Source organism: Shewanella sp. KJ2020 (genome assembly GCF_024197625.1).
In the GTDB taxonomy this organism is placed as follows: Bacteria; Pseudomonadota; Gammaproteobacteria; order Enterobacterales; family Shewanellaceae; genus Shewanella.
On the sequence record NZ_JAKUKD010000013.1, the window covers coordinates 68,414 to 94,059 of the forward strand.

Sequence of the window (25,646 nt, forward strand, 5' to 3'; positions counted from 1 at the left end):
AGAAGCGCTGAAACATACCAATCTCAGCCTAAGTTGGCTAAGATGAGTGCGCCATTTTCCCCGAGTTGTTTTTAGTCGATATGCTACGTATTTTATTGTTCGTTATTGCTTTTTTCTCTTTCCACTCCTTAGCCAATTCGCCCTTGCAGTTGGATAAACGTCTTGGTTTAAACAACCAAAATCAGCAACAAGCCATTAGCATTGATGAACAAATTGCTGAGCTAAAAAACAACATAGATAGACTGGCGGCGGAGGCGGCAAGTTTCCAGCAGGCTCAACTGGATTTTGAAAAAAATAAAAAGACCATTAATCAAGATCTCAAAGAAGCAGCAGTACAACTTAAACTGAAAAAAGGCACAGATCTCAGCCAACAGGCATCGATGGCCTATTTACGCTTGTCGGAATTAAAGGAAAATGAGTCTACCTTAGGCAATCAAGTCAATGAGTTATTGCAGCGCCATAATCTTTTACCTTCTGTAATTGCCACGGCAAGGCAGAATGTACTGCAAAGCAAGAAGTCTGAACTTGCGCCCTTAGATACCCCAACGGGGGAATTGCAGCAAACCCAGCGGATCTTCTTAGAACAGACCCTAACGACCAATGAAGCGGAACTCGCCAGCAGCCAAAAGCGTATCGAACTGGCCCAATTACAATTGCAGTTAGTACGGCAGCAATTGATCCAACAGGAAGCCTTGATTGAAGCCATCAACAAGGCCATGAATAAACAGCGCCAACAGCAAACCGATGCAACCTTAGCCAAAAATCTGGTTGCGACGGATAAAGTCGTCGATCCTGTGACGCGCAATATTATCGATACCAACCAGATCTATGGCCAAAAACTGCAAACCTTAACCTTGCAAATCAACAATGTTATTGAGCAGCAGGAACAAGCTGAGATCCAATACCAATCCCAAGCTAAGCAACTGGCGAATATTCAAGAACAAATTACTTGGGTAAAAATGAATTCCGCCTTCGGTGAACGCTTCTTGCAAATGCTGCAATCACTGCCTAAGCCACCCAACCACGAAAAACTGCAAACGCTTATCGCCGATGCGCGCTTGGACAGATATCACCTAGAGCAACAACAAGCGCTTAATGAACAGGAATTAGAGCAGCCAAGCCACTACACTGAAGCCCAAATTAAGTTGCTTAATTCTCAGCAAGTGCTGCTTACGCAGTTAATGCAAGGTTATGATCAATATCTGAGTGAACTTGGTAAGCTTAAGGTAAATTATCAACAACTTAGCCAGCAAAACCTCACACTTAAAAATACCCTTAACGAACATTTATTCTGGGTGCCTAATGCGGCCAGTATCAATAAATTATGGCTGACAGATGTCCAGCGCAGCACCCTATGGCTAGTGCAACAAGCGCAGTGGGGGCAACTGAATGAAGCCTGGCAAGAGCAAAACGACTATTGGTCATGGTGGATCATTCTGTTAGTGCTGTGTCTCGTTATCCAAGATCTCGTGACACCTAAATTTAATCGGCTACTCACCTATTACGCCACCTATGTGGGTAACGTGACCCAAGATAAGTTTATTTACACCCTAAAAGCACTTATTTGCAGCATTGGCTATGCCTTAATAAAACCTCTGCCTGTGGTCATTGCCGGGTGGATTTTCTACCAATCCGACCGCAACTTCGTGCAGGCCGTGGGTATGGGGATTTTGGCCATTGGCCTAGTGTATTTATTGTATCGGTTGATTTTTATCTTGGCCCTCAATAAGGGCGTTTTGGTTGGACACTTTAAGCGTCCCTCAAAACTTATCCAAGCCGGCCAATTTAGGCTAAAGCACTTTGTGTTAGTCGTGAGCCCCCTACTGGGATTAATGGGGTTTACCGAAGTATTAGACGCCTCTTTAGTGCGTAACAGCATAGGCCGAGGCGCATTTATCCTCTTTTGTATTATGTTGTTCTTGCTCTACAAGGATATTCTCATTCTGAGCCGTCAAAATATCGATAGTCAAAAGGAGGGTAAGAATAAGAAACTGCTGCAAAAAATGCTCTGGGCCCTATTGATTTCGGTGCCGCTACTGAGTGCTGGGCTTGCCTTCAGGGGATACTACTTTACCGCCTTCCAGATGCTGCTACAGCTGCAACTGTCTTTAATATTAGGCCTAGGCTTTTTACTGCTATATCAACTCATTAAACGTTGGATGTTGATAGAACGCCGACGTATTGCCTTCGACCGTGCTAAGGCCAAACGTGCCGAACGACTAGCCCAACGGGAAAAAGGGGAAACACACCATCCATCCAATGATGGCCTAGACACCTACGAGGAACCCGTTGTCGACCTCGAAACTATTTCGAGCCAATCCCTAGGCTTAGTGCGATCTCTGTTGCTGCTCGCATTTTTAGCCAGCTTAATTGGTCTATGGACTCAAACCCACACGGCGCTGTTTTCCTTCCTCGATGGCATCACCCTATGGACCACTAACACTAGCATTAATGGTTTAGAACAACAGTTACCTATCACCATGAAATCCCTGATGTTTGGATTAATCATCGTAGGGTTCTCTTTAATGATAGCGACCAATCTTCCCGGGTTATTAGAGCTGATGATCCTCCAACGGCTCGACCTTACGCCCGGCACCGGATTTGCGATTACCACGGTGAGTCGCTACTTAGTGGTCTTTTTAGGCTTATTGATTGGCTTTTCAAACCTTGGGATGGAATGGTCCAAACTGCAGTGGTTGATTGCCGCGTTATCACTCGGTCTAGGTTTTGGTTTGCAGGAGATTTTTGCCAACTTTATCTCGGGTCTGATTATTCTGTTTGAAAAACCCGTGCGCATTGGCGATACGGTCACTATCCGCGATCTCACCGGCACTGTGAGTAAAATTCAGATCCGCGCCACGACGATTATCGACTGGGATAGAAAGGAAATTATTATTCCCAATAAAGCCTTTATCACCGAACAGCTGATCAACTGGTCGCTATCCGATCCTATTACTCGGGTGATAGTGTATGTCGCGGTTGCAAGGGACTCGGATCCCGCAAAAGTCGAGGCGACCCTCTATCAAGCGGTGCAGGAATGTGAAGATGCGCTGCCAAATCCAGAGCCAGAGGTTTGGTTTGCAGGTTTTGGTAAGCACACCCAAGATTACGAGGTGCGTGCCTACGCCAAAGATATGTCGGCTCGCTGGCCACTGCGCCATGATCTTCATAAACGTATCACTAAAAAGCTCAAAGAAAACAATTTAGAACTCGCCTATCCGCAGATGGAAATCCATATCAAAAATGGCCAGAATCGCGATCAGGTCGGCATTATTCGAAGTTAACAGGATTGTAGAACATGCTTATTTTTGCTCACCGCGGCGCCAGCGGTTACGAGGTCGAAAACACCTTAGCCGCCATGGCTAAAGCACTGCAATTAGGTGTTCAAGCTATTGAGCTTGATGTCCATAATGTCGAAGGCGAGCTGGTCGTATTCCATGACAGGCGGCTCGATCACAAAAGCTCAGGCACTGGCATCATCCATTTAATCGATCGCACCTACCTTGAAAGCATTAATGTGAAGGGTGAGCCAATCCCAACACTCTGGCAAGTGCTTGAACTGGTTGCGGGTCGCTGCATAGTCAATATTGAGTTGAAGGGCATAAATACCGTTGCACCTTTGCTCGACTTATATCCTAAGGCATTAAACGAACTCGGTTTTACGCCTGAGCAATTGCTGCTTTCCTCCTTTAATCACCCCTATCTGCAGGCAGTAAAGCAGGCATTGCCCGGGGCCCTAGTCGCACCACTCCTTGCCAGTATTCCCTTAGATGGCGCGGCGGTAGTCAGTGAACTGAATGCGTACTCGCTGAACTTAGATATCAGTTTTATCAGCCAAGCTCTGGTAGATGATGCCCACCACAGGGGCGCGAAAGTGTATGTCTATACCGTCGATCATCAAGATGATATTCATGCACTTAAGCAAATGGGGGTCGACGGTATTTTTAGCAATTATCCCGATAGGGCAATGAAAGCACTCACCCAAACCAGTAGCACAAATTACCAAGGCTATTTTGAGTAAGTGAGTTAAGTTTTCGAATTGTAGGTCATTTTATAGTGGCGAGCCGGATATCGGTAAGCAGGCCCTCCGCGCCACGGATGGCGCGGTGGAGCCCTAAGGGAAGAGTTAATGGTGTGCCTGCGTTCGATACCCTGCGATGTAACAAAATTAGGAACAGTTATTTAGGGTGATTAAGCTTGGTTATTTCGCTGTGCCCAATAGCCAATAAAAATAAACATGGCCAGAATGAGTAGAAACATCCAATGGGATGGCATAGCCACGATTTGCCTTGCCACCCAAGGGATGACTTTGACAATCAATAGACCGTAGCCGAAGGCATTTACAATAATAAAAACAACGGTTCGTAACACAAAGGAATGCCCCAAAAGATGGCGCCTGATCGTGCGGTTGATATCGGCCGAAAACACTAAAATCAGACACACCAACATAGCGGTGGCAATATCAAATGCCCAAGGGCGCAGCATATTTCCCAAGTGGGCAATAATCGCAACTAACTGTTCAAACATAATACTCAACCTAAATGGCGCTGCAAAATCAAAACAACTACAGCAGCATATTGAAAAATAACGATAACCAAGCATAAAGGGAGATGCCATGGGGCACAAGTTACTCTTACTCACTAAGGCAAATGAGCAGTATCGCCAGCTGATTGAGGCACAAAAGCTAACGGATCTCGTGTTACTCAGTGATGACCCCGCCAATATCGCCACTGCCGACATCTGGCTAGCTGAACCTAAACTCGCCGCACCTTTACTGCCCCACGCCAAAAAACTGCAATGGCTGCAGTCCAGCTTTGCGGGGATAGATGCGCTCCTCAGCCCAAGGGGAAGAAAAGACTATCAGCTCACTAATATAAAAGGAATTTTTGGACCGTTAATGAGTGAGTATCTGTTTGGTTATTTGCTTGCACATATCCGTGGGCACCATTTTTACCAGCAGCAACAGCGGCAAAAAAACTGGCAGGCTCTGCCCCCAATGCGCCATTCGACATTGCAGGGAATGCGGCTCCTGCTGCTCGGCACAGGTTCTATTGCACTGCAGGTTGCACAAACGGCAAAACATTTTGGAATGCAGGTGACGGGAATAAACCGCAGTGGCCAGCCCGTTGCAGGGTTTGATCGGATTGAAGTCATCTCAAGATTAGAGCAAGCCATAAGCGACGCCAATGTGGTGGTTAACTTGCTGCCAAGCACACCAGAAACACGCAATATTCTAAATGCAAATAGGCTATCAATGCTGAAGGAAGATGCCATCCTGATGAATGTGGGCCGTGGCGATGCATTAGATCTCGATGCACTCAATGCGCAGCTTATCGCCCGTCCGCTGCAGCAAGCGGTCTTAGATGTATTTCATCAAGAACCTTTACCCACAAACCACCCTATTTGGGACAGACCAAACGTTGTGATCACACCACACATTTCTGCGCCCAGCCATCCAGAGCAAATCGTTGATATTTTTAGCGATAACTACCATAGATTAATCAAGGGCGAGCCCTTGTTATCCCAAATTGACTTTATCAGAGGTTACTGAATCAACCAGAAATCAGTTGAACGAGCCATAACTACAATTGTCTTAAACTCCCCATTAGTACTGTTCAGTCATGGCTTATTGCCTTTCAATGGATAGGTAATGAGCCCCACGACCTTGATTCACCTCGGCCGTAAGGCTGTATGAAATCAGCAATTGCAAAGATTTTGCTGAATCTTCCAACGGCGTTGCATCACAGGGATCGAGAATCCATAGCAAATCACCACGATCACTGGTTGAATTTGAAAGCTCAGCTCAGGCCAGAGCAGAAAAGCTACCACACAGGCTAAGGTGCGCACTATCGCATGCACTATGGCCACCTTTTGTGCCGCTATCACGCCATGAACTAACCACATTAAGCCTGTCTGCACCGCAAGGGCGAAGGGAAGTGCTAAATAGTTTTCCATAAAGAATGGGATGCTGATGGCAAAGGTTAAAAAACTCATGCCCACACCCGCCAGAAACACAGTCTCAAACCAATTACGCTCAGCGCTTTTCTTAAACGAGATATTCTCTCTAGTCAGCCGCGAAATACCCATGGCAAGGTAGATAATAGAACCAGTACCGATAAATGTTGCCATCACCAGTTGCGATGCTGGCAATATAAAACTCAAAATAAACAATAGCATCCATACAATCATCCCAGATAGGGGCATAGCCAAGGCACGTTGTTGACGATATTCGATAAGCTGCTGGTCCAATGATTTGTGTTGCATGATTAAGCCTCCTTGTTGGTATGGCTTAAGTATCAGCGCAAACCGCGTGCCATGGCAGTGCAACTTGTCAGCAGTTATAGGTGACAAATGTCATCTCTATTCCTACGCCCTAATCCTAGCAAGGGACTCATAACAATGCCGAATGACCTGACCAAACCGGAGATAACAAAACAACATCAACGACTGAGGTAAGCATCCCACTGCAACCCCGTGAGGGTCATCATTGGCTTAAATCAGCGGATAAACTAGGTTCGCCATCATCAATATGGAACAGCAAGCTTGAAAATAACGACGATAAGACATACCTAAAGCGTAACTTTGCGGGCCTTCCCCCTAAAAAAACGTGGCATAACAGTGTGCAACTCACGCCATTGCCATTCGCCCATGGCGTGCATAAAGCGCATTATGCTACTGTTTCGCGATAAGTGACTCGATTTTTTTACCGAATTTTAGATTAAGGGTTTAATGGATGATGGAAAAAATATTTGAAAGATTAATGTACGCATCACGCTGGATTATGGCGCCAATTTATTTGGGATTAAGCTTAGTATTGTTAGGCTTAGGCATTAAATTCTTCCAAGAGATCTTCCATATTCTGCCCATCATTTTTGAGATGCGCGAAGTGGACTTAGTGCTAGTCACGCTATCACTTATCGATATCACCTTGGTCGGCGGTCTTATCGTGATGGTGATGTTTTCAGGCTATGAGAATTTTGTCTCACAGTTGGATGTGGGAGAGGACAGTGAAAAACTCAGTTGGCTTGGCAAGCTGGATTCGGGCTCCCTTAAAAACAAAGTGGCCGCTTCTATCGTGGCGATTTCGTCTATCCATCTGCTGAAAATTTTTATGAATGTGGACAATATCGCCAATGACAAAATCATGTGGTACTTGTTAATCCACATCACCTTTGTATTGTCAGCCTTTGCCATGGGATATCTGGACAAAATTACCCGCAAATAAACACCTTTATAAACGTGCCAAAGTAGATGCACTGTTTGAGCATTATCCCTTGGCAGAGTAGCTAAAGGACTAGGCCATAAATACCTAAATTCAAGCCACTGATATCAGTGGCTTTTTATTTTATAACCCACATCGCTCCCTCGCACTTTTGTATTAAATGCATCTAAGCACTGTAACATTATGTTTAAATTGAAATTGTTACTTGCGATAATATTAAGCAACCCAGAGATACCTAGCTAAAGCTGCAAAACGCGGCTATTTTTCTAGCGAATAAGGGATTACGTCATCTAAAAGGGTTATTCAAAATCGTCAAAAATCTTTATAATTGCCAACATTTTGACGATATGGTCACCAAAGCGACAATTTGTATTAATTCGCTGAAATCACAAGGTTGTAAAGTGAAAACAAAGTTACTGGTCCTCATGCTTGTCGGCCATTTAGGCTATGCCCACGCCAAGGAAGATTTAGCCACGGCATTAGACACCACACTCACCCCAAAGAGTCATAGTATCGATTTTATCGACAAAAACCTTAAACTGACGTTAGCCTGCACCGAGGGAAATACTCAGCCAATTTTAAACGTGACTATGGCAGAATCCTTTGCATTGAGTGGCGATCCCAGTGTGTTGATAATTAGTAGCGACAAACAAAATAGGGTTAAGTTACGGGGCACTGCCACACTGATGAATTTCACCAGTGGAGATAAGACGGACCCAGATTTGTGGGAAAATTTAAGTAAGCTCCAATCCCCCGCGTTACACCTCGAAGTCATCTCATTCCGTTCGAGCAAATACACCAGCTCAGACATAGCCGCTGCAGGTTTTACCGCTGCAGTAGCGAAATTAAAACAAGATTGTATTCAATAATTGGCCCTATGCTGATATCGAGTCGAAGGCGGGGACACTCCCGCCATCGACTCACAGCCCCATAGGTTGAAGTTTGCCAAACCTTAGCTCGGCATCAACATCTGTGGTTATCAACGTCTATGGCTATCAGCCGCTTATAACCTAAAGCCACTCAGTGACTTTTTCATATCATTAGCCATTTCCCGTAGTTGATGGCTGGCAGTCGATAGTTCTGAAGATTTTGCATTCGTGTTTTCCACCGCTTGCGCAATATTCTCCATATTCTGATTAATAGTACCCGACACAACTGCCAACTGTTCAGTGGCGCTGGCCAGTTGATCGTTAACATCGGTAATGCTCGACACGGCACTGTTAATCCGAGTTAGCGCCTCACTGGCACGCTGTGAACAAACAATGGTTTGCTCCGTTTCGGTTCGGCTTTGTTCCATAGATTGCACTGCGTTAGCCGAGTCTTGCTGAATACCTTGAATACGCCTATTAATATCCTGAGTCGACGCCTGAGAGCGGCTGGCAAGGGTACGCACTTCATCTGCCACAACGGCAAATCCACGTCCCATTTCTCCGGCCCGCGCCGCTTCTATCGCAGCATTTAATGCCAACAGATTGGTCTGCTCCGCAATCGCACCGATAACATCCGTGACCGCACCTATTTCATCGCCACGTTTAGACAACTGCCCTATCACATCAGAGACTTGCTCCAGTTTCACTTTAAGCGCATCAATTGCCGTAATCGTTTGGCCGACGGACGTCACGCCATTTTGGGCCTCAGTGTCGGCATCCCTAGTCGCTTTGGCTGCCATAGTCGCGTTGCGGGCCATGTCCTCGCATGTTGAGGTCATTTCATTGACCGCGGTAGCCACTTGGGCGGTTTGGTCCATCACATTTTGTAAAATATGCTGTGTCTGTTGGCTGGTATCCTCAAGCGCCTCAGATTGCGCGACCAATTGCTCAGCCATGGCCGATTGCTGGCCGAGAATACTGCGCAGTTGGCTGATAAGGCCACTTAATGCCGCCAACAAGCTGTCGTTATCCCCCGGTTTCAACGCAAAGTTCACCGAGAAATCACCGCCCGCAACCTGCTGCACCAGTGCTTTTGTGGTCGCCAGCTCTCCCCCTAATGCCTGCAATAACCAGCGGCGGATATACAAGGACACACCGACAGTCAAAGCCATAATCACCAGGACAACCAATCCCACTTGCATAGCGACTTCCCAGAAGGCCGCCTTTACATCATCAATATAAATACCGGAACCGAGCACCCAGCCCCATTTGTCATCTTTTGCCACATAGGACAACTTGGTATAACGCTCCTCAGTGACACCTCCGCCTTTTAATGGTTTAGGCCACTCATATTCAACAAAGCCATTGCCATAACGGGCGATAACATCAACGAAACTGACAAACAAGTTAGCGTTATTCAGCGTCTGTTGCTGACTGCCATCACGGTTGCGCATTAAGGTGGCGTGATGAAAGTTTGGTTTGTCCAGTACTGTGCCGTCTAAAGTGGATACGGTTGGATGCATGACCATTTTGGGGATAGGCCGACCGGTATCGTTAATCCAAATATATTCAGTACCGTCATAACGAACGGCCTTAATGGTCGCCATGGCCTGCTGCTGCGCCTGCTCTGTGCTTAACGCGCCGCTTTGCTCCAGAGTCTGAAAATGTTTAACGATACTCAGGCCACTATCAATAATCGCCACAACGCGATCTTCCCTCCCCTTGATCAAACTCTGGTTAAGTGCATTTAGCTCCATGATGCCCAGCACCACAAAACCCAGCAATGCCAGTAACGGAATGCTGAGTAATCGACCACCCACTGTCTGCAAAAATCCAGTCATGGCGTCTCCTTATTTTCCAAATGATTCAAGGTTATAAACCAGTATGGTTGAAATTTGATTTATTTAGCCAGCTTTTAATGTGATAAAAGCATGATCTACATCTGTATGTGAGTCAGTTTGGGGCTATTCACTTTTTAGGCGCGGCCCAAAGCGCAAGTAAGCTTACAAGGTGCACAATAGTCACCCCTGTAGCAAAGGCTAAAGGCAGATGAATGTCAATTCGACTTAGATATCACTTAATAAAAAAGCCACTGATATCAGTGGCTTTTTATAATTTATCTGTATTAATTTAGCTCTTCGCCAGCTCAACCTGATGCACTTTCTCGGTTTGATCCACTATGGTCAACACCGCGGTATCACCGACGACATTGCAGGACGTCAGCACCATATCGATGATGCGATCCAACGCTGCCACAATCGCAAAAGCTTCTATGGGTAATCCCATTTGATGGATTAATACCCCTATCATCACCATGCCACCACCGGGAACGCCGCCTGCGCCAACGGAGAGTAAGAAGATACTGAATAGCAAGGAGGGCAATTGCTCAGAGGTGATTGGCATACCAAAGGCGTTGGCGACAAAGAAAATCGCAATAGTGATATAAATCGCCACGCCGCCCATGTTCATAGTGGCGCCGAGCGGCACACCAAAACCAGCGACAGCGCGGTTCACGCCTAACTTGTCGGTTAAGGTACGCATAGTCACAGGAATAGTTGCATTTGAGCTAGCGGTCGAGAGTGAAAATAGTACTTGCTCTTGGGTCTTCTCGCGGAAGGTTTTGGCTGAAATCGGGGTAAAAAATCCCACCGCCATGGGATACACCACAAAAATCCACACTAGCAGCAGCGCAAGGATCAGCACCATATACTCAACCACACTCATAAACACAGCTGCATCTAAGGTCGCGCCGAGTTTAAACATCAGGGCAAATACACCGTAGGGCGCTAGACTCATCACCACAGAAATCAATTTCATCATGATTTTATTCGCGGTTTGAAAACCTTGCACAGCACCAGCCACATGCTCACCGAGAGACTTAATCACACCGCCGAGCAACAGGGCCATAAAGATTACTTGCAGCATATTGCCCGACATAAAGGCCGCGACAGGATTACGCGGGACTATATCGACAACTAATGCCATCAGACTTGGCAGCTCTGTTGCGGTAATGGCGACACCATCCGTGCTGCTCATATCCACGCCTTTACCGGGTTCGAGTAGCAGTGCCACTAATAATGCGGTCGCGATTGCGACAAAGGTATTGATGATATAAAAACCGAAGGTTTTGCCGCCCAAACGACCAAAGCTTTTAAGATCTTGCAGCTCACAGACACCACAAACGATGCTCACGAACACCAGTGGCACCACTAACATCATGATCATATTGACGAACATAGTGCCAACGCCACCGGCAAGCTCGACTAAATTGCCCGAGAAAAAACCGATATCGTTTAAGAAGTATTGCACTATTGTGCCGAAAATAAGGCCGGCAAACAGACCCATAAAGATCCGCGTCGAAAGTGATTTCATCATGCTTGTGGTTTCCCCCAAAGGTCATTTATTTGTTATTCATCTTCCATGATGAGCACAATTGCCAATCCATTTTTGGCTCAGGCGGGGGATAGTGAAACATGCTAGCAGTAAATTCAATGAATAAATTTACTTATTTAATTTCAAATTAAGCAAAGCACATCACAAAAAACTCATATCAACATGATTTTAAAGAAAATAAAAACAACTGAATAATAAACACTCAGTTATCCATTTTATTTTAAAACATAAATAGCAACAGTATTAAAACAAAAAAATTACTATTAACGGGCTTTATTTGGATAATGCCAGATTTAAAAACTGAATAAATACTTTAATTAGCATTTAAAGCTGGATTAATCGCATTTTACAGAGAGATGGGGAAGGATAAAGGTTAACTGTATGCCAGTAGTACTAGCTCAAGCCGATGACGCAGCAGGTGCTGCTGTTTGATACTAATACGGTGTTGATTTAACCAAACGGCTAATTTCTGCCAATGCTTTAACTCGGCATTTTGCAAATACTTAGCCTGTTTCGCTTGCTTGTCGAAATCATCAGTAGAATTAATTTGTGCCATCGCCAATAACTCAGCAGGAGCTATCAGCGCAAGGTGTGGCGCGACACAATGAGTCACGCCGATTAAGGTATGGGCGATTTGCAGCCCTGCGGGATCTAAATCGGTAAAGGCGATAATCGGCAGTTTCCCTGCCATCGCTTGCAAAAAGTGCCGCATGCCAATCGGTGAATGATGGCCGCTGCCACGATAGATAACCATCACACGGGTTAAGTCCTGTGGCAAACGCGCTTGATGGATAACATCAAATACATCCAAATTTTCAACCACTAAGATGGCTGCGACATTGAGTTCATGGCAATGCTTTTGTGCTTCATCCAATGGAATACGCAGTGATGTGCGAGTTGAAATCCCAGTTGGTGAAAATTCGAAACCTAGATACTTCATCAAAACGTATTCGGCTTCGGGACGGATCTTAGCGAGTTTCTCATCGTGACTTTTGCCGGACATCGCCATGCGATCGACATTGAAATCTAGATCCCTAAGATCAAGTCCCATTAAGGCCAACACGCTTTGCCTTAAGAGATCAAAATCACGGGGCGCAAAACACAAATACTTTTCAGACTCGTCTAACTCGCCCACTTCTAACTCGCGATAAATCGCGCGCCAGTTAGCCGTGAGCTTAACCCTTGGAGAACGCTTAATAAAAGCGTTCTCCAACAGTTGTAATTGTTGCTGGCCTAGGCGAGCCATAACTCAACATCGCGAATGATAAAGTTACCGCTATAGATGGGATGCGGTTCGCCCAATGGCTCAAGCTCAAAATAAGCCTTGTGTTCATCGGGCAGACCTTCGTAACCGCCAATCACTTGATAAATCCAGCTTTCAGCGTCCCAAGGCAGGGCTTTATCCGCCAGATATTCCAGCGCCGATTGGCGCAGGCCAGACTCAATCACATCGACGAAATACTCATCCACCGCCTGTTTAAGCGGATTATCCGGCACATCGAAGTCTTCACTTTGGGTGATAGACACAGATACATCATGCTCACGTACCGCCGCAATCACCGGATGACGACTAATGGCCTTGATATGGGCGACAATATTCATTAACTCCAGCTCTTGGCTGGCGTTATGTACATCGACCGATGCGGGCGCAAGCAAGACTTCGGCGCGATTGAATAGGCTCGGGATTTCCTTGTGGGACACATGATCCGCAGGGCGATAATCCGGATGCAAGTCAGTGTAGAGTAACCAGCCTTTGAGCAAACGGGTACGGCCACGGATTTGCCTAAAGCGGCCTAAGAGTTCGAGTAAACGCCCCTGCACTACGCTCAATTCCTGGGCGCAGTCGCTCATGGTTTCTTGCAGAGTCGTCACTAAGAGCTTACGCAGTTCACGGATATCGCCGGCGATTTCACCAAGCTCACTAAACTGGAACATCTCTAAGCCATTAAGTAATTCAGACACTTGGCTTTGGGCTAATTCATTTTCGCGGATCTTAGCGTTGATCGTACCCACATAACCGAACTCGTTGTTGATCCGGCCCCAGAGCACACGGATCGAATAACGCAGACTGTCGGCGAAACTATACACATGCTCGCTCAAATCCGACAAATAGGCCTCGGCGGCGCTGTAATCTGAGCTATGACGCGCTTCTTTGTAATGGTCGGCCAAGGTTTTAATGGTTGCTAAGGCTGAGCCGACATTAGAGTCGATTTGGCGATTGCGCTCGTCACTTAAGCCTTCTTCGAGCAAGGCACGCACAGAACGCTTAAGGCGCAGCTCCTGATCTGGCTCTGGCCGCCATAAGATCCCGGCCTGTTTAAGTTTTTCAACCACGCTTGGATCGTGGGCATCCTCGCTAAGAGAGCCCGCCAAATAGGTGTCCATAATGATGTCAGCATGGCGACCTAACTGCTTAAGCAGCTTAACCCCCGCCTGATGCAAGTTACTGCTCATCATGGCCTCCTTGGTTTATGCCACGGCTTGTGTTCCAAAGCATCATAGTAAATCCCGCTGAGTCGCCGTTTCTGCCTGGGCTTCTAGGCTTAAACCTTCGGTTTCATCGATAAAACGAATGACTTCATACAGATAATCCAGCTTGCCCGTGGCAATATAGATTTGCTTCTCGGCATTGGGTCGCACTAAATAGCCGAGTTCGACTAAGCGTTTGAAGACTAATTTGATTTGCGCATCGCTGTTAGTGCTGGTCGAGCCAAATAGACGATATTGGCTGAGTTTGGCTAACTGCTCGCGAAACGCCGGCGTGTCTTCAATGCGGCTTTGCAATTCAGTTAACCGCACTGGCGCACCTTCACTCAGCGGTGCATCTTGGCCACTGGCCTCTTGTACTAATACCAACCATTCCACCAGCGGAATAAGTGCCTGACAGATATCTTTAAACTGCGATGAAATCACTTTACGTTCGGCATCGCCTAACTGTAAGTAACCGCAGAAGAACACATCACCTTCGGCGGCGGATGCCACGGTACGGTTGATTTGATTGAGATAGGCCTCTACCCGCTCGCGGGTGCTGTTATTTTTAAGGGCGCGCCAGCCTTCTTCATTGGTGGTGCGGCAAATAAACTCGCCCTTAAGTAACAGCTCAATTAACGCGCCAGTACCGACTAATACGGTTTGGTTCGATTCGTTCATGGCGCTCATTAGATGGCCTCCTTCGACAAACGCTTATTCAACATATCGGCAATTGGGTTGACCTTAGGTTTTACCACCTGCAACTTCTTGGTTTGTTTGTTGATAATGTAACGGTTGGCGAACAAGTTCAGCACCTCAGACTCAGGGTTCGGGAAAGCCCCCAGCACAGAAATATTGTTGTTTTCACAGGCATCGAAAATCTTCTTCACGTTGGTATGATGCAAAGTACCCAGCTCATCGATAGGCCAGTGAATGGTCACATCGCTGCGGCCACGCAATAAGCGCGTGAATGCCAACAGGAACTTACACAAAATCAGATACGCCATACCGTGGCTTGAGGATTCGTTAAGCTGCCTGTCGGTGCGGATGATCAAGTCGCTATTACCTTCTTTAAGGCGCAGCTCGATTTCCAGTAACTTAGAGATGCCCCCCGTTAACGCGGCGCGGCCGATAATGTCTAAGGCGCGGCGCATACTATTGGTGTAATCCTCATCGGGCAAGCCATTAAAGCCATCTGCTTTCCAATGTTTAAAGGCTTTGACGAACTGCTCAAGCTCGGGCCAGAACTCTAACTCGCTGATGCGCGAGCGAATTCGCACAGCCGATTCAGACACGCCATCGAGGAATAACTCTTCGCCCACTTCGCGGGTAATACGTGCACTTTGAGAGGCGATACGGCGGTCAATATCGGCTAACACATCGTAGAAGGCGGTTAAGTCGACACCGAAGATCCGCCCCTGTTCACGCAGCGCCATAATGGATTGCGGCACTATTACGTTCAGCAATTGCTCAAGCTGTGGTACTAATTTGCGGTAATCCAGCAAACGAATGCCTTTGTCGTTGATAAAGCTCGATTCTTCGCGAGCACGCTCCCAGGTTTCGGCTAGGCCAGAACCTGATTTACTGGCGATCACTGAGTCGAAATGCTCCACATATTGCTTAACCGAGCCCATCAAGTAATCGCGTTTTAGCAGCAAGTCTTCACCTTGGCGCAGACGCTCGCCTAGGCTGCCTTGGGCTTCTTCGTTATTGGCGGGTAGCTTCAGCTCGGCGAGTTTACGCATCACGGCGCGTAATTTAGTTAAGTTTTCTGAGGCTTCTACCTGCGCGGCATTGGATGCCTTAAGCTCGGTATCCAATTTCTGCCTACGGGTCTTCACCTCTAAGGTTTTGGCCTTAAGCTGTTGATCGATTTCCGATACGGCGCGCTTCACATCGGCAAGCTGGGTTTGCAGCTTAGGTTTACGTATCAGCCAAGTGTGCTGATACCAGTCGTCGAAGCGCAATACGTCGCTGCGCCGCTGCTCGGCGCGGCTGATTTTGGTTTCTAACTCACGAATTTGCTGCTTAAGTTTGAGGATATTGTCCTCATCCACGCCACGGGATTTAAGCTCATTTTTGTACCATGTTTCGCAGGCTTTCTGCTCGATTTTGGCGCTTTCACGGCGCCCTTCAATGGCCGCTTTAATTTGCCCGAGTTGATTGTCGAGCGCGCCTATCACTTCCTGCCAGTAAGCTTGTTTTTCCATGCGCGCTTCTAGCGCTTGGGATTGAAGCTCTTCGAGCCAGAGTTCGTGCTGATGTTTAAGCTGTTTTAGCTCGCCATCGAGTTGAGTCAGTCTCTGTCCCGCATGGGCTTTACGCTCACTCAAGGCTTTGTTGATTTTCTCTTGCTCGCTGCGCTTTTCATCGAATAGGCGACGCAGATCGTCACGGCTATTTTTGTAGGCGGTGCGGGCAAAGGTCAGTTCACGGCTAAGATTGTCCAGCTCGCCATTAATCGCGATTAATTGTGATTCCGCCTCGGTTTGTAGCTCCTGAGCACTTTGTAACGCTTCTTCGGCTTTGCTTAAACGAATACGTAGCTCTTGCTCGGAGGCAGCATATTCAGGCACATCGATGGCTTTAAGATCTAAATGCACGCCAAAGAAAGCTTCGCTCGATTCAGTCACTAAGCTTGGATGTAAATCGGTGCGATGCAACAGTTCTGGCGCAATCACTTTCCCTAAACTTTGCTCCCAACCTTGGGCTTCTTTACGCAAGAATTCCAATAGGGTGTGGGACTCGGGGAACAACATATGGTGCAGTTCATCCAATTCGGCTTGGCGCTCATTCACCCTTAAGGTGGCGATACGCAAGGCTTCGTTGGCTTGATCGCGCTTAGATCTGAGTTTGCGCTCATCGCTGGCGAGACGCTCGACCTTCGCATTGCAGCTTTCTTGCTCTTCATCGGCGCGGTGAATACGTTCGTCGAAAATCGCGAGGCTTAACTTTTCTTCTTCGGTGTAAGTCACACCATCGACACGCAATTTAAGTTCGGCGGCTGTGAGTTTAAATTGGTATTCCTGCTCGCTAAAGCTGGCCTTGCCCGCATCCATTTGGTTGCGCCATTGGGCTTCTAAGGCGTCAATATCGGCGCGCGCGACTTCGCGCTGTTTATCCCGGGCTTCGCGCTGTTTGTCTTGGTCGCTATGCAGACCTTCTAATTCGCGGTTTAACTGCTCGCCAATCTTACTGCGACGGGCATTGTAGGCCGCCTCAATGTCTTGGTGCTTCTCGGTTTGCAGCTTATGACGTTCACTTAAGTTTTCAACATCGGTGCGCCAGTTTGGCAGCATCTCAAGGGAGGCTTTAGCCTCTTCGATATTGGCATCTAAAAAGGCGGCGTGCTGACCTTCAATGGCATCGAGTTCATACTCGCACTTAGCCACATCGCCCTTAGCGGCGGATAAATCGAGGTTCAGCTCATCACGCTGCTCTTTCCATTCATCGTCAAGCAATCTGAGTTTTAAGTTCAGTTCCTTAGCTAGGGTTTGTTCCCTATCTTGACGATCGGCTTCTAAGGTTTCATCGTTGCGATAACCACGGGATAGGCTCGATAAACGCAGCTCGGCGCTAAGCAGTTGGTTAAATTCTTGTTCGAGTTTTTCAAACTCTGGGCGAATAACTTCAAAGCCTTGGATAAGTTGGCTTTCACGGATCCACGCTTCGACGCGCTGTGGATTTAAACGTGAGCTGGGCGGATTAACTCCGTCCTCCTCTAAAATAGCGGCGATCATGGATTTGACCGTCTCCATCTTGCCTTCTTTAGAGTGCACCGCTTTAGCGAGTTTTTCGATGTGGCGCAGGGAATGCTCGCCCTCACACAGGGCAAATTGACGCGCATAACCGCGCAGCTCGCTACGGTTGCTGCCCGTGCTTAATAGGGTGCGATCATTTTGAATAATGGCGCGATATTCGCGGGTGTTGAGTAAGTTAGTGGTAGCGATGCCGGCACGTTTTAAATCTCGGCCAAGCTCAGCCATGGTATGGCAGAGTACAGTATCGCCATTTTGCGATTTAATATAATCGCTTAGCTCAAAACCTTTGGCGATAAAGCGATAGTTAACGCCCTTTCCATCGCCCGCAGAGGCCAGCACGGCTTGGTACAGTAAGCCATCGGCCTTTTGATATTCGTAAATAATGTAGCTTGAATCGTGTGGCAAGTACCAACGCTCGAAACTGTCGCGGGTCGAAGGCACCACGCGGCTTGGGTATTCACCATAAAAAACAGGTACTAGACGTTGTAATGTCGTCTTACCCGAGGCGTTAGTACCACAAATATTGGTATGGCCATTGAGGGCGAGTTCCACAACGCCCGGAAGGTGCGTATCAATCAACACAATACGAATCAAGCTTGGCATTTCATTCCTTATCCAAACGGGAAAGCTTTATCTTTAGAACGCAGCCTTATATGGCTGGCAAGACAAAGACAATCAAATATGGCCCTATGATAGTTAACTATGATGTTTAAAAATCGTGGCCCAAAAAATCGTGCCCTTAACATAAGGCAATCTCATAGCATTGGCAATTCAGCGGCGATGCACTAATGCCATGGCTCACATCTCAGCCCATTGCTCAGCAAAAACATAACCCTATAGCTAGGCTCAAATCAAACGGCCAATAATACGATAACTTAGCCAAAATAGGCGGCTAACAAAGCGGCAGTTAGTACAGTAAAAGGTAAATTTTAATGGCTTTTATAGAACTCAACATTAGATTTGCCCGTAGAAAAAAGCCACTGAAGGTAGACCTCAGTGGCTTTTGTTAAACTCGTTTTTTATATCAACGTGGCAAAGGGTTACAGGCTTGGCAACACTTCGCCGCCATCACCTAATTCCACACTATCGACCCGTTGTAATCCCCGTGGCAGCTTAGCGCCACGGCGGCCGCGCTCGCCGCGGTAATGTTCTAGATCGCTCGGTTTCAGGGTCAGCTTACGCTTTCCGGCCCAGAGCGTCACAGGAGTATCACTGGGCACTAACTGCAGATGCGTCATCAGCTCATCACGGCTCTTAGCACGTTCCGTTGGGATCCCAATAATCTTATTGCCTTTACCCTTTGAGAGTTGCGGCAAGGCTTCAAGGGAAAACAGTAGCATCCGCCCTTCGTTGGTGATCGCTAGGATAGACATCTCTCGATTTCGATCAATAAGCTTAGGCGGCAATGACTTAGCATTAGTTGGTAAACTGAGCAGCGCTTTACCGGCCTTATTGCGTGACACCATATCGTTATAGGTGCAAATAAACCCATAACCCGCATCGGTCGCTAACAGGAAGCATTGCTCCTCTTCCCCCATGATGACATGTTGCATGGTCTCACCCGGCGCCATATTAAAGCGGGTAGTGATGGGCTCACCTTGGCTGCGCGCCGAGGGCAAACTGTGACTATCGGTCGCAAAGGCCCGCCCCGAGGAGTCGATAAACACGGCGGCCTGATTACTGCGGCCCATGGCACTACAGAGATATTGATCGCCAGCCTTATAGGATAAGGACAAAGGATCGATATCATGGCCCTTGGCACAACGCACCCAGCCCTTTTCAGACAGCACGACCGTCACTGGCTCACTCGGCGTTAACTCTTGCTCTGTTAATGCACGGGATTCATGGCGTTGTACTATGGGTGAACGACGTTCATCGCCATAGGTCTGTGCATCTTGGAGCAATTCTTTCTTAATCAAGCTTTTTAAGCGACGCTCAGAACCCAGCAATTGCTCTAACTTTTCGCGCTCAGCTTCAAGCTCATCCTGCTCAGCCTTGATTTTAAATTCTTCTAACTTAGCTAAATGGCGTAATTTTAACTCGAGGATCGCTTCGGCTTGTTTATCCGTTAAGGAAAAACGCGCCATTAACTCGGCTTTCGGATCATCGTGGAAACGAATGATTTCAATCACTTCATCAATATTGAGGAAGGCGATCATCAAAGCTTCAAGAATATGCAGACGTGAAAGCACTTTATCTAAACGGTATTCGAGACGGCGCCTGACGGTATCGACACGGAACTCTAACCACTCGGTTAATAAGGTTTTTAAGCCTTTTACCCTTGGCCGGCCGTCTAGGCCAAGTACGTTTAAGTTTACCCTAAAGCTTTTCTCTAAGTCGGTCGTGGCAAACAAGTGCGCCATTAACTGATCGCAATCGACACGATTGGAACGGGGCACCACTACCAAACGCACTGGGCTTTCATGGTCTGATTCATCCCGCAGATCGGCCACCATAGGCAATTTCTTGGCCTGCATTTGGGCCGCGATTTGCTCTAGGATTTTACCGCTGCTGGCCTGATGTGGCAGCGCGGTAATGATGATCTCCCCCGCCTCCACAGTGTAAACGGCGCGCGCCTTTAACGAGCCGCGGCCCGTTTCATACACTTTGGCAATATCGGCAGACGGCGTAATGATCTCGGCTTCGGTGGGATAATCAGGCCCAGGCACATAGCTCATCAATTGCTCGAGTTCGAGCTTAGGATCATCGAGCAAGGCCACGCAGGCGGAGACTAATTCCCTGACGTTGTGCGGTGGAATATCCGTCGCCATCCCAACCGCAATACCGGTAATCCCATTGAGCAGAATATGCGGTAAACGTGCTGGCAGTACCTTTGGCTCCTTTAAGGTGCCATCAAAGTTAGCGCCCCACTCGACCGTGCCTTGGCCAAGCTCGGATAATAACACTTCGGAGAACTTAGATAGCCGCGCTTCTGTGTATCGCATGGCCGCAAAGGATTTAGGATCATCGGGCGCACCCCAGTTACCTTGGCCATCAACCAATGGATAGCGGTAGGAAAACGGCTGCGCCATCAGCACCATAGCCTCATAACAGGCGCTATCTCCGTGGGGATGGTATTTACCTAATACATCACCGACGGTGCGGGCAGATTTTTTATGCTTAGATTGGGCCGATAAACCTAACTCACTCATGGCATAGATAATACGGCGCTGTACAGGTTTAAGCCCATCACCAATATGTGGCAGGGCTCGGTCCATGATGACGTACATGGAATAGTTCAGATAAGCCTCTTCGGTAAAGCGCCGCAGTGGCATTTGCTCTACCCCATCTAGGCTTAACTTGATTGCGTCACTCATTTTCTTCTAGTTCCTGTGTCTCTTCAGTACTATCGCCATTTTTAAAGAACAAGCGATACACGTTACCTTTTAAATCATCTGAGATGTACATGGCACCATCATCGGCCGATAACAAGGCATAGGGGCGAGCGACGGGAAATTCACCATCGAGGAAACTCACTATCGTTTCACGTCCCACCACTTGTTGGTTTTCAAGCTTAAGCATCACCACTTGATAACCCACTTTGCTCGAACGATTCCAGGAACCATTCTCTGCAACAAATAATTGATTATGATAAATTTCAGGGAATTTATCCCCGCGATAAAATGCCAGCCCCGTCGGTGCAACATGGGCGGGCAACTCATACACTGGCACTGTAACCTTTAGGTTTTTCGGCTTTTCATAGGCGGGTTCAACAACGGATGTTGCATGTAGATAAGGGAAGCCATAGTGACTCCCCACAACATCGACACGGTTGATTTCATCTGGGGGTAAATTATCCCCCATCCAATCTCGGCCCTGATCGGCAAACCATAATTTACCGTCGACGGGCGACCAATCAAACCCAGTCGCATCACGTACCCCAGAGACTATCTGCTCACTCGCACCGGTATCGACATTGATCGCAATAATGCTGCTATAGGGCGCGGCCGCCTCACAGACGTTACAGGGGGCACCGATGGAAACATACAGCCTATCATCGGGACCAAAATGCATCGCACGGGCGCTTTTCTTGTCCGATTCGGGCAAATCGCTGTAGATTTCCTTCGGACGACTCGGGCGGCGTAAGCGCTGTTCTATATCAGCAAAACGCAGGATTTTATTTTCACTGGCAACGAAAAGATCGCCATTATGGAATGCAAGGGCATTGGGATATTCCAGCCCTTTTGCAATAACGTAACGTTTATCTACACGGCCATCTTGATTGCTGTCGACGAGCGCATGCACTGTGCCGCTTTTATGGGAACCCACAAACAGGGTGCCATTGGCGCCCATGGCTAGCTGCTTTGCATCGCCAACATCCGAAGCGAATAGGGATAAACCAAATCCCTTGGATACGGTAATCATGATCGACTGCGACCCCGCGATGGCGTTCTGGCTCGGTCCAAAAGCCATACATGCCAGCAGGAGAAGATAGGCAGACAATAGCTTTAAGTATTTATAATTATTAGTTTTAATACACAACATTGTAATATTCTTTATGCCTAAGTTTTATTGTTATCGGCAATCTTGCACAACATTAAAGTAACGCCATGTCGCCCTTATCCTCGAGCCAAGATTTACGATCGGGCGAACGTTTCTTCGCAAGCAGCATATCCATCAAAGAATCCGTTTCTTCAACATCATCAATCGTCAACTGTACTAAACGACGGGTGTTAGGGTCCATAGTCGTTTCACGTAATTGGAGTGGATTCATTTCACCCAAGCCCTTAAAACGTGTCACTTGGACCTTACCTTTCTTATTTTCCGCGCTAATACGGTCGAGAATACCTTCTTTTTCGGCTTCATCTAAGGCGTAATAAACGTCCTTACCAATATCGATACGAAACAGTGGTGGCATGGCAATGTAGACATGGCCCTGTTCGACGAGTATGCGATAATGCTTTAAAAACAAGGCGCACAATAGGGTAGCAATATGTAATCCGTCGGAGTCAGCATCGGCGAGGATACAAATTTTGCCGTATCTTAACTCCGAAATATCACTGCTATCGGGGTCGCAACCAATAGCGACCGAAATATCATGGACTTCCTGAGAAGCAAGCACTTGTGATGCATCCACTTCCCACGTATTCAGGATCTTCCCCCGCAGCGGCATAATGGCTTGAAATTCACGGTCCCGCGCCTGCTTAGCACTGCCGCCCGCAGAATCCCCTTCCACGAGGAATAGCTCCCCGCGCATGGGATCTTGGCCGCTACAATCGGTGAGTTTTCCCGGTAATGCAGGGCCAGAAGTCACCTTTTTACGGGCCACTTTTTTCGCGGCTTTTAAGCGGCGCTGGGCATTGTTAATACACATTTCGGCCAAGGATTCGGCCAATTCGGTATTTGAGTTTAACCACAGGGAAAAAGCATCACGTACTATGCCAGAGACAAAAGCCGAACACTGGCGGCTGGAGAGTTTCTCTTTAGTTTGTCCTGCAAATTGCGGATCCTGCATTTTCACCGACAGGATAAAAGCCGCCCTGTCCCAAATATCCTCCGGTGATAATTTAATCCCTCGGGGGATCAAATTTCGAAACTCACAGAATTCACGCATGGATTCGAGCAGGCCCTGGCGAAAACCATTCACATGGGTGCCACCAAGGGGGGTGGGAATGAGGTTAACATAACTCTCGTTGATCGACTCACCACCTTCAGGCAACCAAGTGATGGCCCAGTCGGCCGCCTCAATTTGCCCCTTAAAGCTGCCAACGAAGGGTTCTTCGGGTAACATCAGGTTATCGCCGACAGCGGTTTTAAGATAGTCAGTTAAACCACTTTCATAAAACCATTCATGTACTTCATTAGTATGCTTATTGGTAAATTTGATCCGTAAACCGGGGCAAAGTACGGCCTTAGCACGCAGTAAATAAATCAGTTTGGAATTAGAGAAATTGGCCGAATCAAAATAACTCGGATCGGGCCAAAAATGCACGCTAGTACCAGTATTGCGTCGACCACAGGTACCAGTGACTTTAAGATCTTCAACCTTAAAACCATTTTCAAAAGCAATATCATAGACTTGACCATCACGCCTTACCGTGACTTCGACCCGGCGAGATAACGCATTGACGACGGAAATCCCCACGCCGTGCAAACCACCGGAGAACTGGTAGTTTTTATTGGAAAATTTACCCCCTGCGTGCAATTTAGTCAGGATCAACTCTACCCCAGGAATACCTTCTTCGGGATGGATATCCACAGGCATACCACGGCCATCGTCGGTGACTTCGAGGGAATTATCGGTGTGCAGAACAACTTCAATTTTAGTGGCGTGGCCCGCTAAAGCTTCATCGACACTGTTATCTATGACCTCTTGGCCTAAATGGTTAGGTCTGGAGGTATCGGTATACATACCTGGACGGCGTTTAACAGGATCGAGTCCATTAAGGACTTCAATGGCGTCAGAGGTGTATTGATTCGTCATAGTGTACGCTATAAGTTGTTATATCCGGCCATGTTGCGGCTCTGGATGACTGTTTGTCAAGGTAAGTGTAAAAAATGGCTTACAGTTTGCAAATGCTGCCCATAACCCACAAAACTGTGATCGCCCCCCGCCTCAATCCGTAATTGGCAATGGTGATATTTGTTCAGGGCTTCACGGTAGTCCAGCACTTCGTCGCCCGTTTGTAATAGTACCAAAAAACGATCCGGATTGCGGATAACAGCAGTATCAAATTCAGCCACTTCCAGCTTATGCTCAGGCAAAACCTGATAATGCTGCCCAGTGTACGGGTTAAACTGGGGCCCCATAAATTCGTCGAATAACTCGAAGGGTCTCACCGCAGGATTAACTAGCACAGCTCGGCCACCGTAGTGCTCGGCCAAATAACTGGCGAAATACCCACCCAAGGATGAGCCTATATAAGTGAGGGGCTCATTTGCCTCTCGCGCCGCCATCACATATTCCAGCAACAGCGACATCGCGGCCTTAGGGGTATTAGGTAATTGGGGCTGATGAAAGACTAGCGACGGATGATGCTGCGCCATATATTGCGCAGTCATCACCGCTTTATCGGAAAAAGGTGAACTGTTGAATCCGTGAATATAGAGCAGCATAGTTCCTCAAGCTGCGGTCACTCGCGTTAATAACCGCTGGAATCGTTGTCGGGGGAAAAATGGTTACCCGGTACGCGATACACATTGGTGCCGATGCTACCATCGGCCTTCAACTCCAGCAAACGATAACCCGGTTGCAGTCCGTCTAAGGCAAAATAAGGTGATAAAGGCTTAAATTGAATACAAGTAGAAGGTGTTGCCATGAGTTTCAATGCGCCATGGGGCCCATCGTAGTGGGTGTCGATTTTCTGGTGTACGTGCCCCCAGAGTAAGCCTTTTACCTGTGGATACTGGGACACTCGCGTTAAAAACTCGGCACCGTTGTCCATACAATGTTGATCTAGCCAAGTGCAGTTCACTAAAATGGGATTATGGTGCATCACCAGCAAGGTATGGTGCTCAGGGTGAGCTGCAATAGCCTGTTCAATCAGCTCGAACTGACTCTCGGCCATGCTGCCGCCGGGCTTTCCCCGCACAGTTGAGTCCAACATCAAAATTTGCCATTTACCCGCCAAAATGCGCTGCTGACCGAAGATTTGCTCGCCCTGCATATGCAGAAACATGATCCGAGGATCGTCGTGGTTTCCGGGGAGATAATGGCAGGGTAAATTAAGTGGCGTCACTGCTGTAACAAACTGACGGTATGATTCGGCCGAGTAATCTTGGCTTAAATCACCGGTAGCTAACATCAAATGTGCAGGATAGTCGACAGCCCTAATCGTATTAAGCACAGCGGCAAAACTTTTGCCTGTGTTGACTCCTAATAGCTGGGCCTCAGGATCGGCAAAAAGGTGCGGATCTGTGACTTGCACGATACGCACACTTTCTTCTTCAGCTATGGAGTAAGAGACAGCCTCTTTCAGCACATTGAATACC

18 protein-coding genes are annotated in these 25,646 nt (G+C 47.5%); 5 read left to right on the forward strand and 13 right to left on the reverse strand.

From position 1 onward, the window contains the following. Positions 1–80: 80 nt before the first annotated feature. On the forward strand, positions 81–3,284 hold the full coding sequence (locus MJO46_RS08415; RefSeq protein ID WP_253988932.1) for a mechanosensitive ion channel domain-containing protein: 3,204 nt from the start codon (positions 81–83) through the stop codon (positions 3,282–3,284). Between the two features lie 14 nt (positions 3,285–3,298). Continuing rightward, on the forward strand, positions 3,299–4,021 hold the full coding sequence (locus MJO46_RS08420) for a glycerophosphodiester phosphodiesterase (protein WP_253988933.1): 723 nt from the start codon (positions 3,299–3,301) through the stop codon (positions 4,019–4,021). Between the two features lie 170 nt (positions 4,022–4,191). On the opposite strand, the gene MJO46_RS08425 is transcribed toward MJO46_RS08420, so the two are convergent. Beyond that, positions 4,192–4,527 (reverse strand): DUF3392 domain-containing protein, encoded by a 336-nt coding sequence (locus MJO46_RS08425; protein ID WP_253988934.1) that lies wholly within the window; start codon positions 4,525–4,527, stop codon positions 4,192–4,194. A gap of 88 nt (positions 4,528–4,615) precedes the next feature. On the opposite strand from MJO46_RS08425, the gene MJO46_RS08430 reads away from it, so the two are divergent. Beyond that, positions 4,616–5,551, forward strand: a complete 936-nt coding sequence (locus MJO46_RS08430; RefSeq protein WP_253988935.1) for a D-2-hydroxyacid dehydrogenase — start codon at positions 4,616–4,618, stop codon at positions 5,549–5,551. 146 nt (positions 5,552–5,697) lie between these two features. On the opposite strand, the gene MJO46_RS08435 is transcribed toward MJO46_RS08430, so the two are convergent. After that, the gene (locus MJO46_RS08435) at positions 5,698–6,264 is read right to left on the reverse strand and encodes a hypothetical protein (protein ID WP_253988936.1); all 567 of its coding nucleotides are present in this window, start codon (positions 6,262–6,264) and stop codon (positions 5,698–5,700) included. A 472-nt stretch (positions 6,265–6,736) separates the two neighbouring features. Between MJO46_RS08435 and MJO46_RS08440 the strand changes: the two genes are divergently transcribed. Together MJO46_RS08440 and MJO46_RS08445 are read left to right on the forward strand one after the other, a co-directional pair. Continuing rightward, positions 6,737–7,225: a TIGR00645 family protein gene (locus MJO46_RS08440; RefSeq protein WP_198781084.1), complete on the forward strand. Its 489-nt coding sequence runs from the start codon at positions 6,737–6,739 to the stop codon at positions 7,223–7,225. Between the two features lie 398 nt (positions 7,226–7,623). Continuing rightward, positions 7,624–8,091: a hypothetical protein gene (locus MJO46_RS08445; RefSeq protein ID WP_253988937.1), complete on the forward strand. Its 468-nt coding sequence runs from the start codon at positions 7,624–7,626 to the stop codon at positions 8,089–8,091. A 134-nt stretch (positions 8,092–8,225) separates the two neighbouring features. Here the strand turns inward: MJO46_RS08445 and MJO46_RS08450 are convergent, their stop codons facing one another. The 11 genes from MJO46_RS08450 to cpdA form a co-directional block, all read right to left on the reverse strand. After that, complete coding sequence (locus tag MJO46_RS08450) at positions 8,226–9,932, reverse strand: methyl-accepting chemotaxis protein (protein WP_253988938.1); 1,707 nt, start codon at positions 9,930–9,932, stop codon at positions 8,226–8,228. Between the two features lie 289 nt (positions 9,933–10,221). Further along, positions 10,222–11,466, reverse strand: a complete 1,245-nt coding sequence (locus tag MJO46_RS08455; protein WP_253988939.1) for a dicarboxylate/amino acid:cation symporter — start codon at positions 11,464–11,466, stop codon at positions 10,222–10,224. A gap of 391 nt (positions 11,467–11,857) precedes the next feature. Continuing rightward, entirely contained in the window at positions 11,858–12,730 is an 873-nt protein-coding gene (locus MJO46_RS08460; protein ID WP_253988940.1) for a Wadjet anti-phage system protein JetD domain-containing protein, read from the reverse strand. Beyond that, a complete protein-coding gene (locus tag MJO46_RS08465) occupies positions 12,718–13,938 on the reverse strand; it encodes a phosphoenolpyruvate carboxylase (protein WP_253988968.1) in 1,221 nt (406 codons plus the stop codon). Before MJO46_RS08465 ends, MJO46_RS08460 begins: the two co-directional genes overlap by 13 nt. A 42-nt stretch (positions 13,939–13,980) precedes the next feature. Continuing rightward, positions 13,981–14,634, reverse strand: coding sequence for a hypothetical protein (locus MJO46_RS08470; protein ID WP_253988969.1), 654 nt, complete (start codon positions 14,632–14,634; stop codon positions 13,981–13,983). A gap of 8 nt (positions 14,635–14,642) precedes the next feature. Continuing rightward, entirely contained in the window at positions 14,643–18,317 is a 3,675-nt protein-coding gene (locus MJO46_RS08475) for an ATP-binding protein (RefSeq protein ID WP_253988941.1), read from the reverse strand. A gap of 437 nt (positions 18,318–18,754) precedes the next feature. Beyond that, positions 18,755–21,031, reverse strand: coding sequence for a DNA topoisomerase IV subunit A (gene parC / locus MJO46_RS08480; protein WP_253988942.1), 2,277 nt, complete (start codon positions 21,029–21,031; stop codon positions 18,755–18,757). Then, entirely contained in the window at positions 21,024–22,199 is a 1,176-nt protein-coding gene (locus MJO46_RS08485) for a sorbosone dehydrogenase family protein (RefSeq protein ID WP_253988943.1), read from the reverse strand. Before MJO46_RS08485 ends, parC begins: the two co-directional genes overlap by 8 nt. 52 nt (positions 22,200–22,251) lie before the next feature. Then, on the reverse strand, positions 22,252–24,138 hold the full coding sequence (gene parE, locus MJO46_RS08490) for a DNA topoisomerase IV subunit B (protein WP_253988944.1): 1,887 nt from the start codon (positions 24,136–24,138) through the stop codon (positions 22,252–22,254). A 56-nt stretch (positions 24,139–24,194) separates the two neighbouring features. Next, on the reverse strand, positions 24,195–24,770 hold the full coding sequence (locus tag MJO46_RS08495) for a YqiA/YcfP family alpha/beta fold hydrolase (RefSeq protein ID WP_253988945.1): 576 nt from the start codon (positions 24,768–24,770) through the stop codon (positions 24,195–24,197). A 26-nt stretch (positions 24,771–24,796) separates the two neighbouring features. Beyond that, complete coding sequence (gene cpdA, locus MJO46_RS08500; RefSeq protein WP_253988946.1) at positions 24,797–25,636, reverse strand: 3',5'-cyclic-AMP phosphodiesterase; 840 nt, start codon at positions 25,634–25,636, stop codon at positions 24,797–24,799. Positions 25,637–25,646 lie beyond the last annotated feature (10 nt).

Bases quoted from the DNA above. Each gene is read 5' to 3' on its own strand.
- MJO46_RS08450 (WP_253988938.1), bottom strand. From the start codon at position 9,932: ATGACTGGATTTTTGCAGACAGTGGGTGGTCGATTACTCAGCATTCCG.
- MJO46_RS08465 (WP_253988968.1), bottom strand. From the start codon at position 13,938: ATGAGCAGTAACTTGCATCAGGCGGGGGTTAAGCTGCTTAAGCAGTTA.
- MJO46_RS08420 (WP_253988933.1), top strand. From the start codon at position 3,299: ATGCTTATTTTTGCTCACCGCGGCGCCAGCGGTTACGAGGTCGAAAAC.
- MJO46_RS08460 (WP_253988940.1), bottom strand. From the start codon at position 12,730: ATGGCTCGCCTAGGCCAGCAACAATTACAACTGTTGGAGAACGCTTTT.
- MJO46_RS08430 (WP_253988935.1), top strand. From the start codon at position 4,616: ATGGGGCACAAGTTACTCTTACTCACTAAGGCAAATGAGCAGTATCGC.
- MJO46_RS08470 (WP_253988969.1), bottom strand. From the start codon at position 14,634: ATGAACGAATCGAACCAAACCGTATTAGTCGGTACTGGCGCGTTAATT.
- MJO46_RS08485 (WP_253988943.1), bottom strand. From the start codon at position 22,199: ATGTTGTGTATTAAAACTAATAATTATAAATACTTAAAGCTATTGTCT.
- MJO46_RS08475 (WP_253988941.1), bottom strand. From the start codon at position 18,317: ATGCCAAGCTTGATTCGTATTGTGTTGATTGATACGCACCTTCCGGGC.
- MJO46_RS08440 (WP_198781084.1), top strand. From the start codon at position 6,737: ATGGAAAAAATATTTGAAAGATTAATGTACGCATCACGCTGGATTATG.
- parC (WP_253988942.1), bottom strand. From the start codon at position 21,031: ATGAGTGACGCAATCAAGTTAAGCCTAGATGGGGTAGAGCAAATGCCA.
- parE (WP_253988944.1), bottom strand. From the start codon at position 24,138: ATGACGAATCAATACACCTCTGACGCCATTGAAGTCCTTAATGGACTC.
- MJO46_RS08455 (WP_253988939.1), bottom strand. From the start codon at position 11,466: ATGATGAAATCACTTTCGACGCGGATCTTTATGGGTCTGTTTGCCGGC.
- MJO46_RS08495 (WP_253988945.1), bottom strand. From the start codon at position 24,770: ATGCTGCTCTATATTCACGGATTCAACAGTTCACCTTTTTCCGATAAA.
- MJO46_RS08435 (WP_253988936.1), bottom strand. From the start codon at position 6,264: ATGCAACACAAATCATTGGACCAGCAGCTTATCGAATATCGTCAACAA.
- MJO46_RS08415 (WP_253988932.1), top strand. From the start codon at position 81: ATGCTACGTATTTTATTGTTCGTTATTGCTTTTTTCTCTTTCCACTCC.
- MJO46_RS08425 (WP_253988934.1), bottom strand. From the start codon at position 4,527: ATGTTTGAACAGTTAGTTGCGATTATTGCCCACTTGGGAAATATGCTG.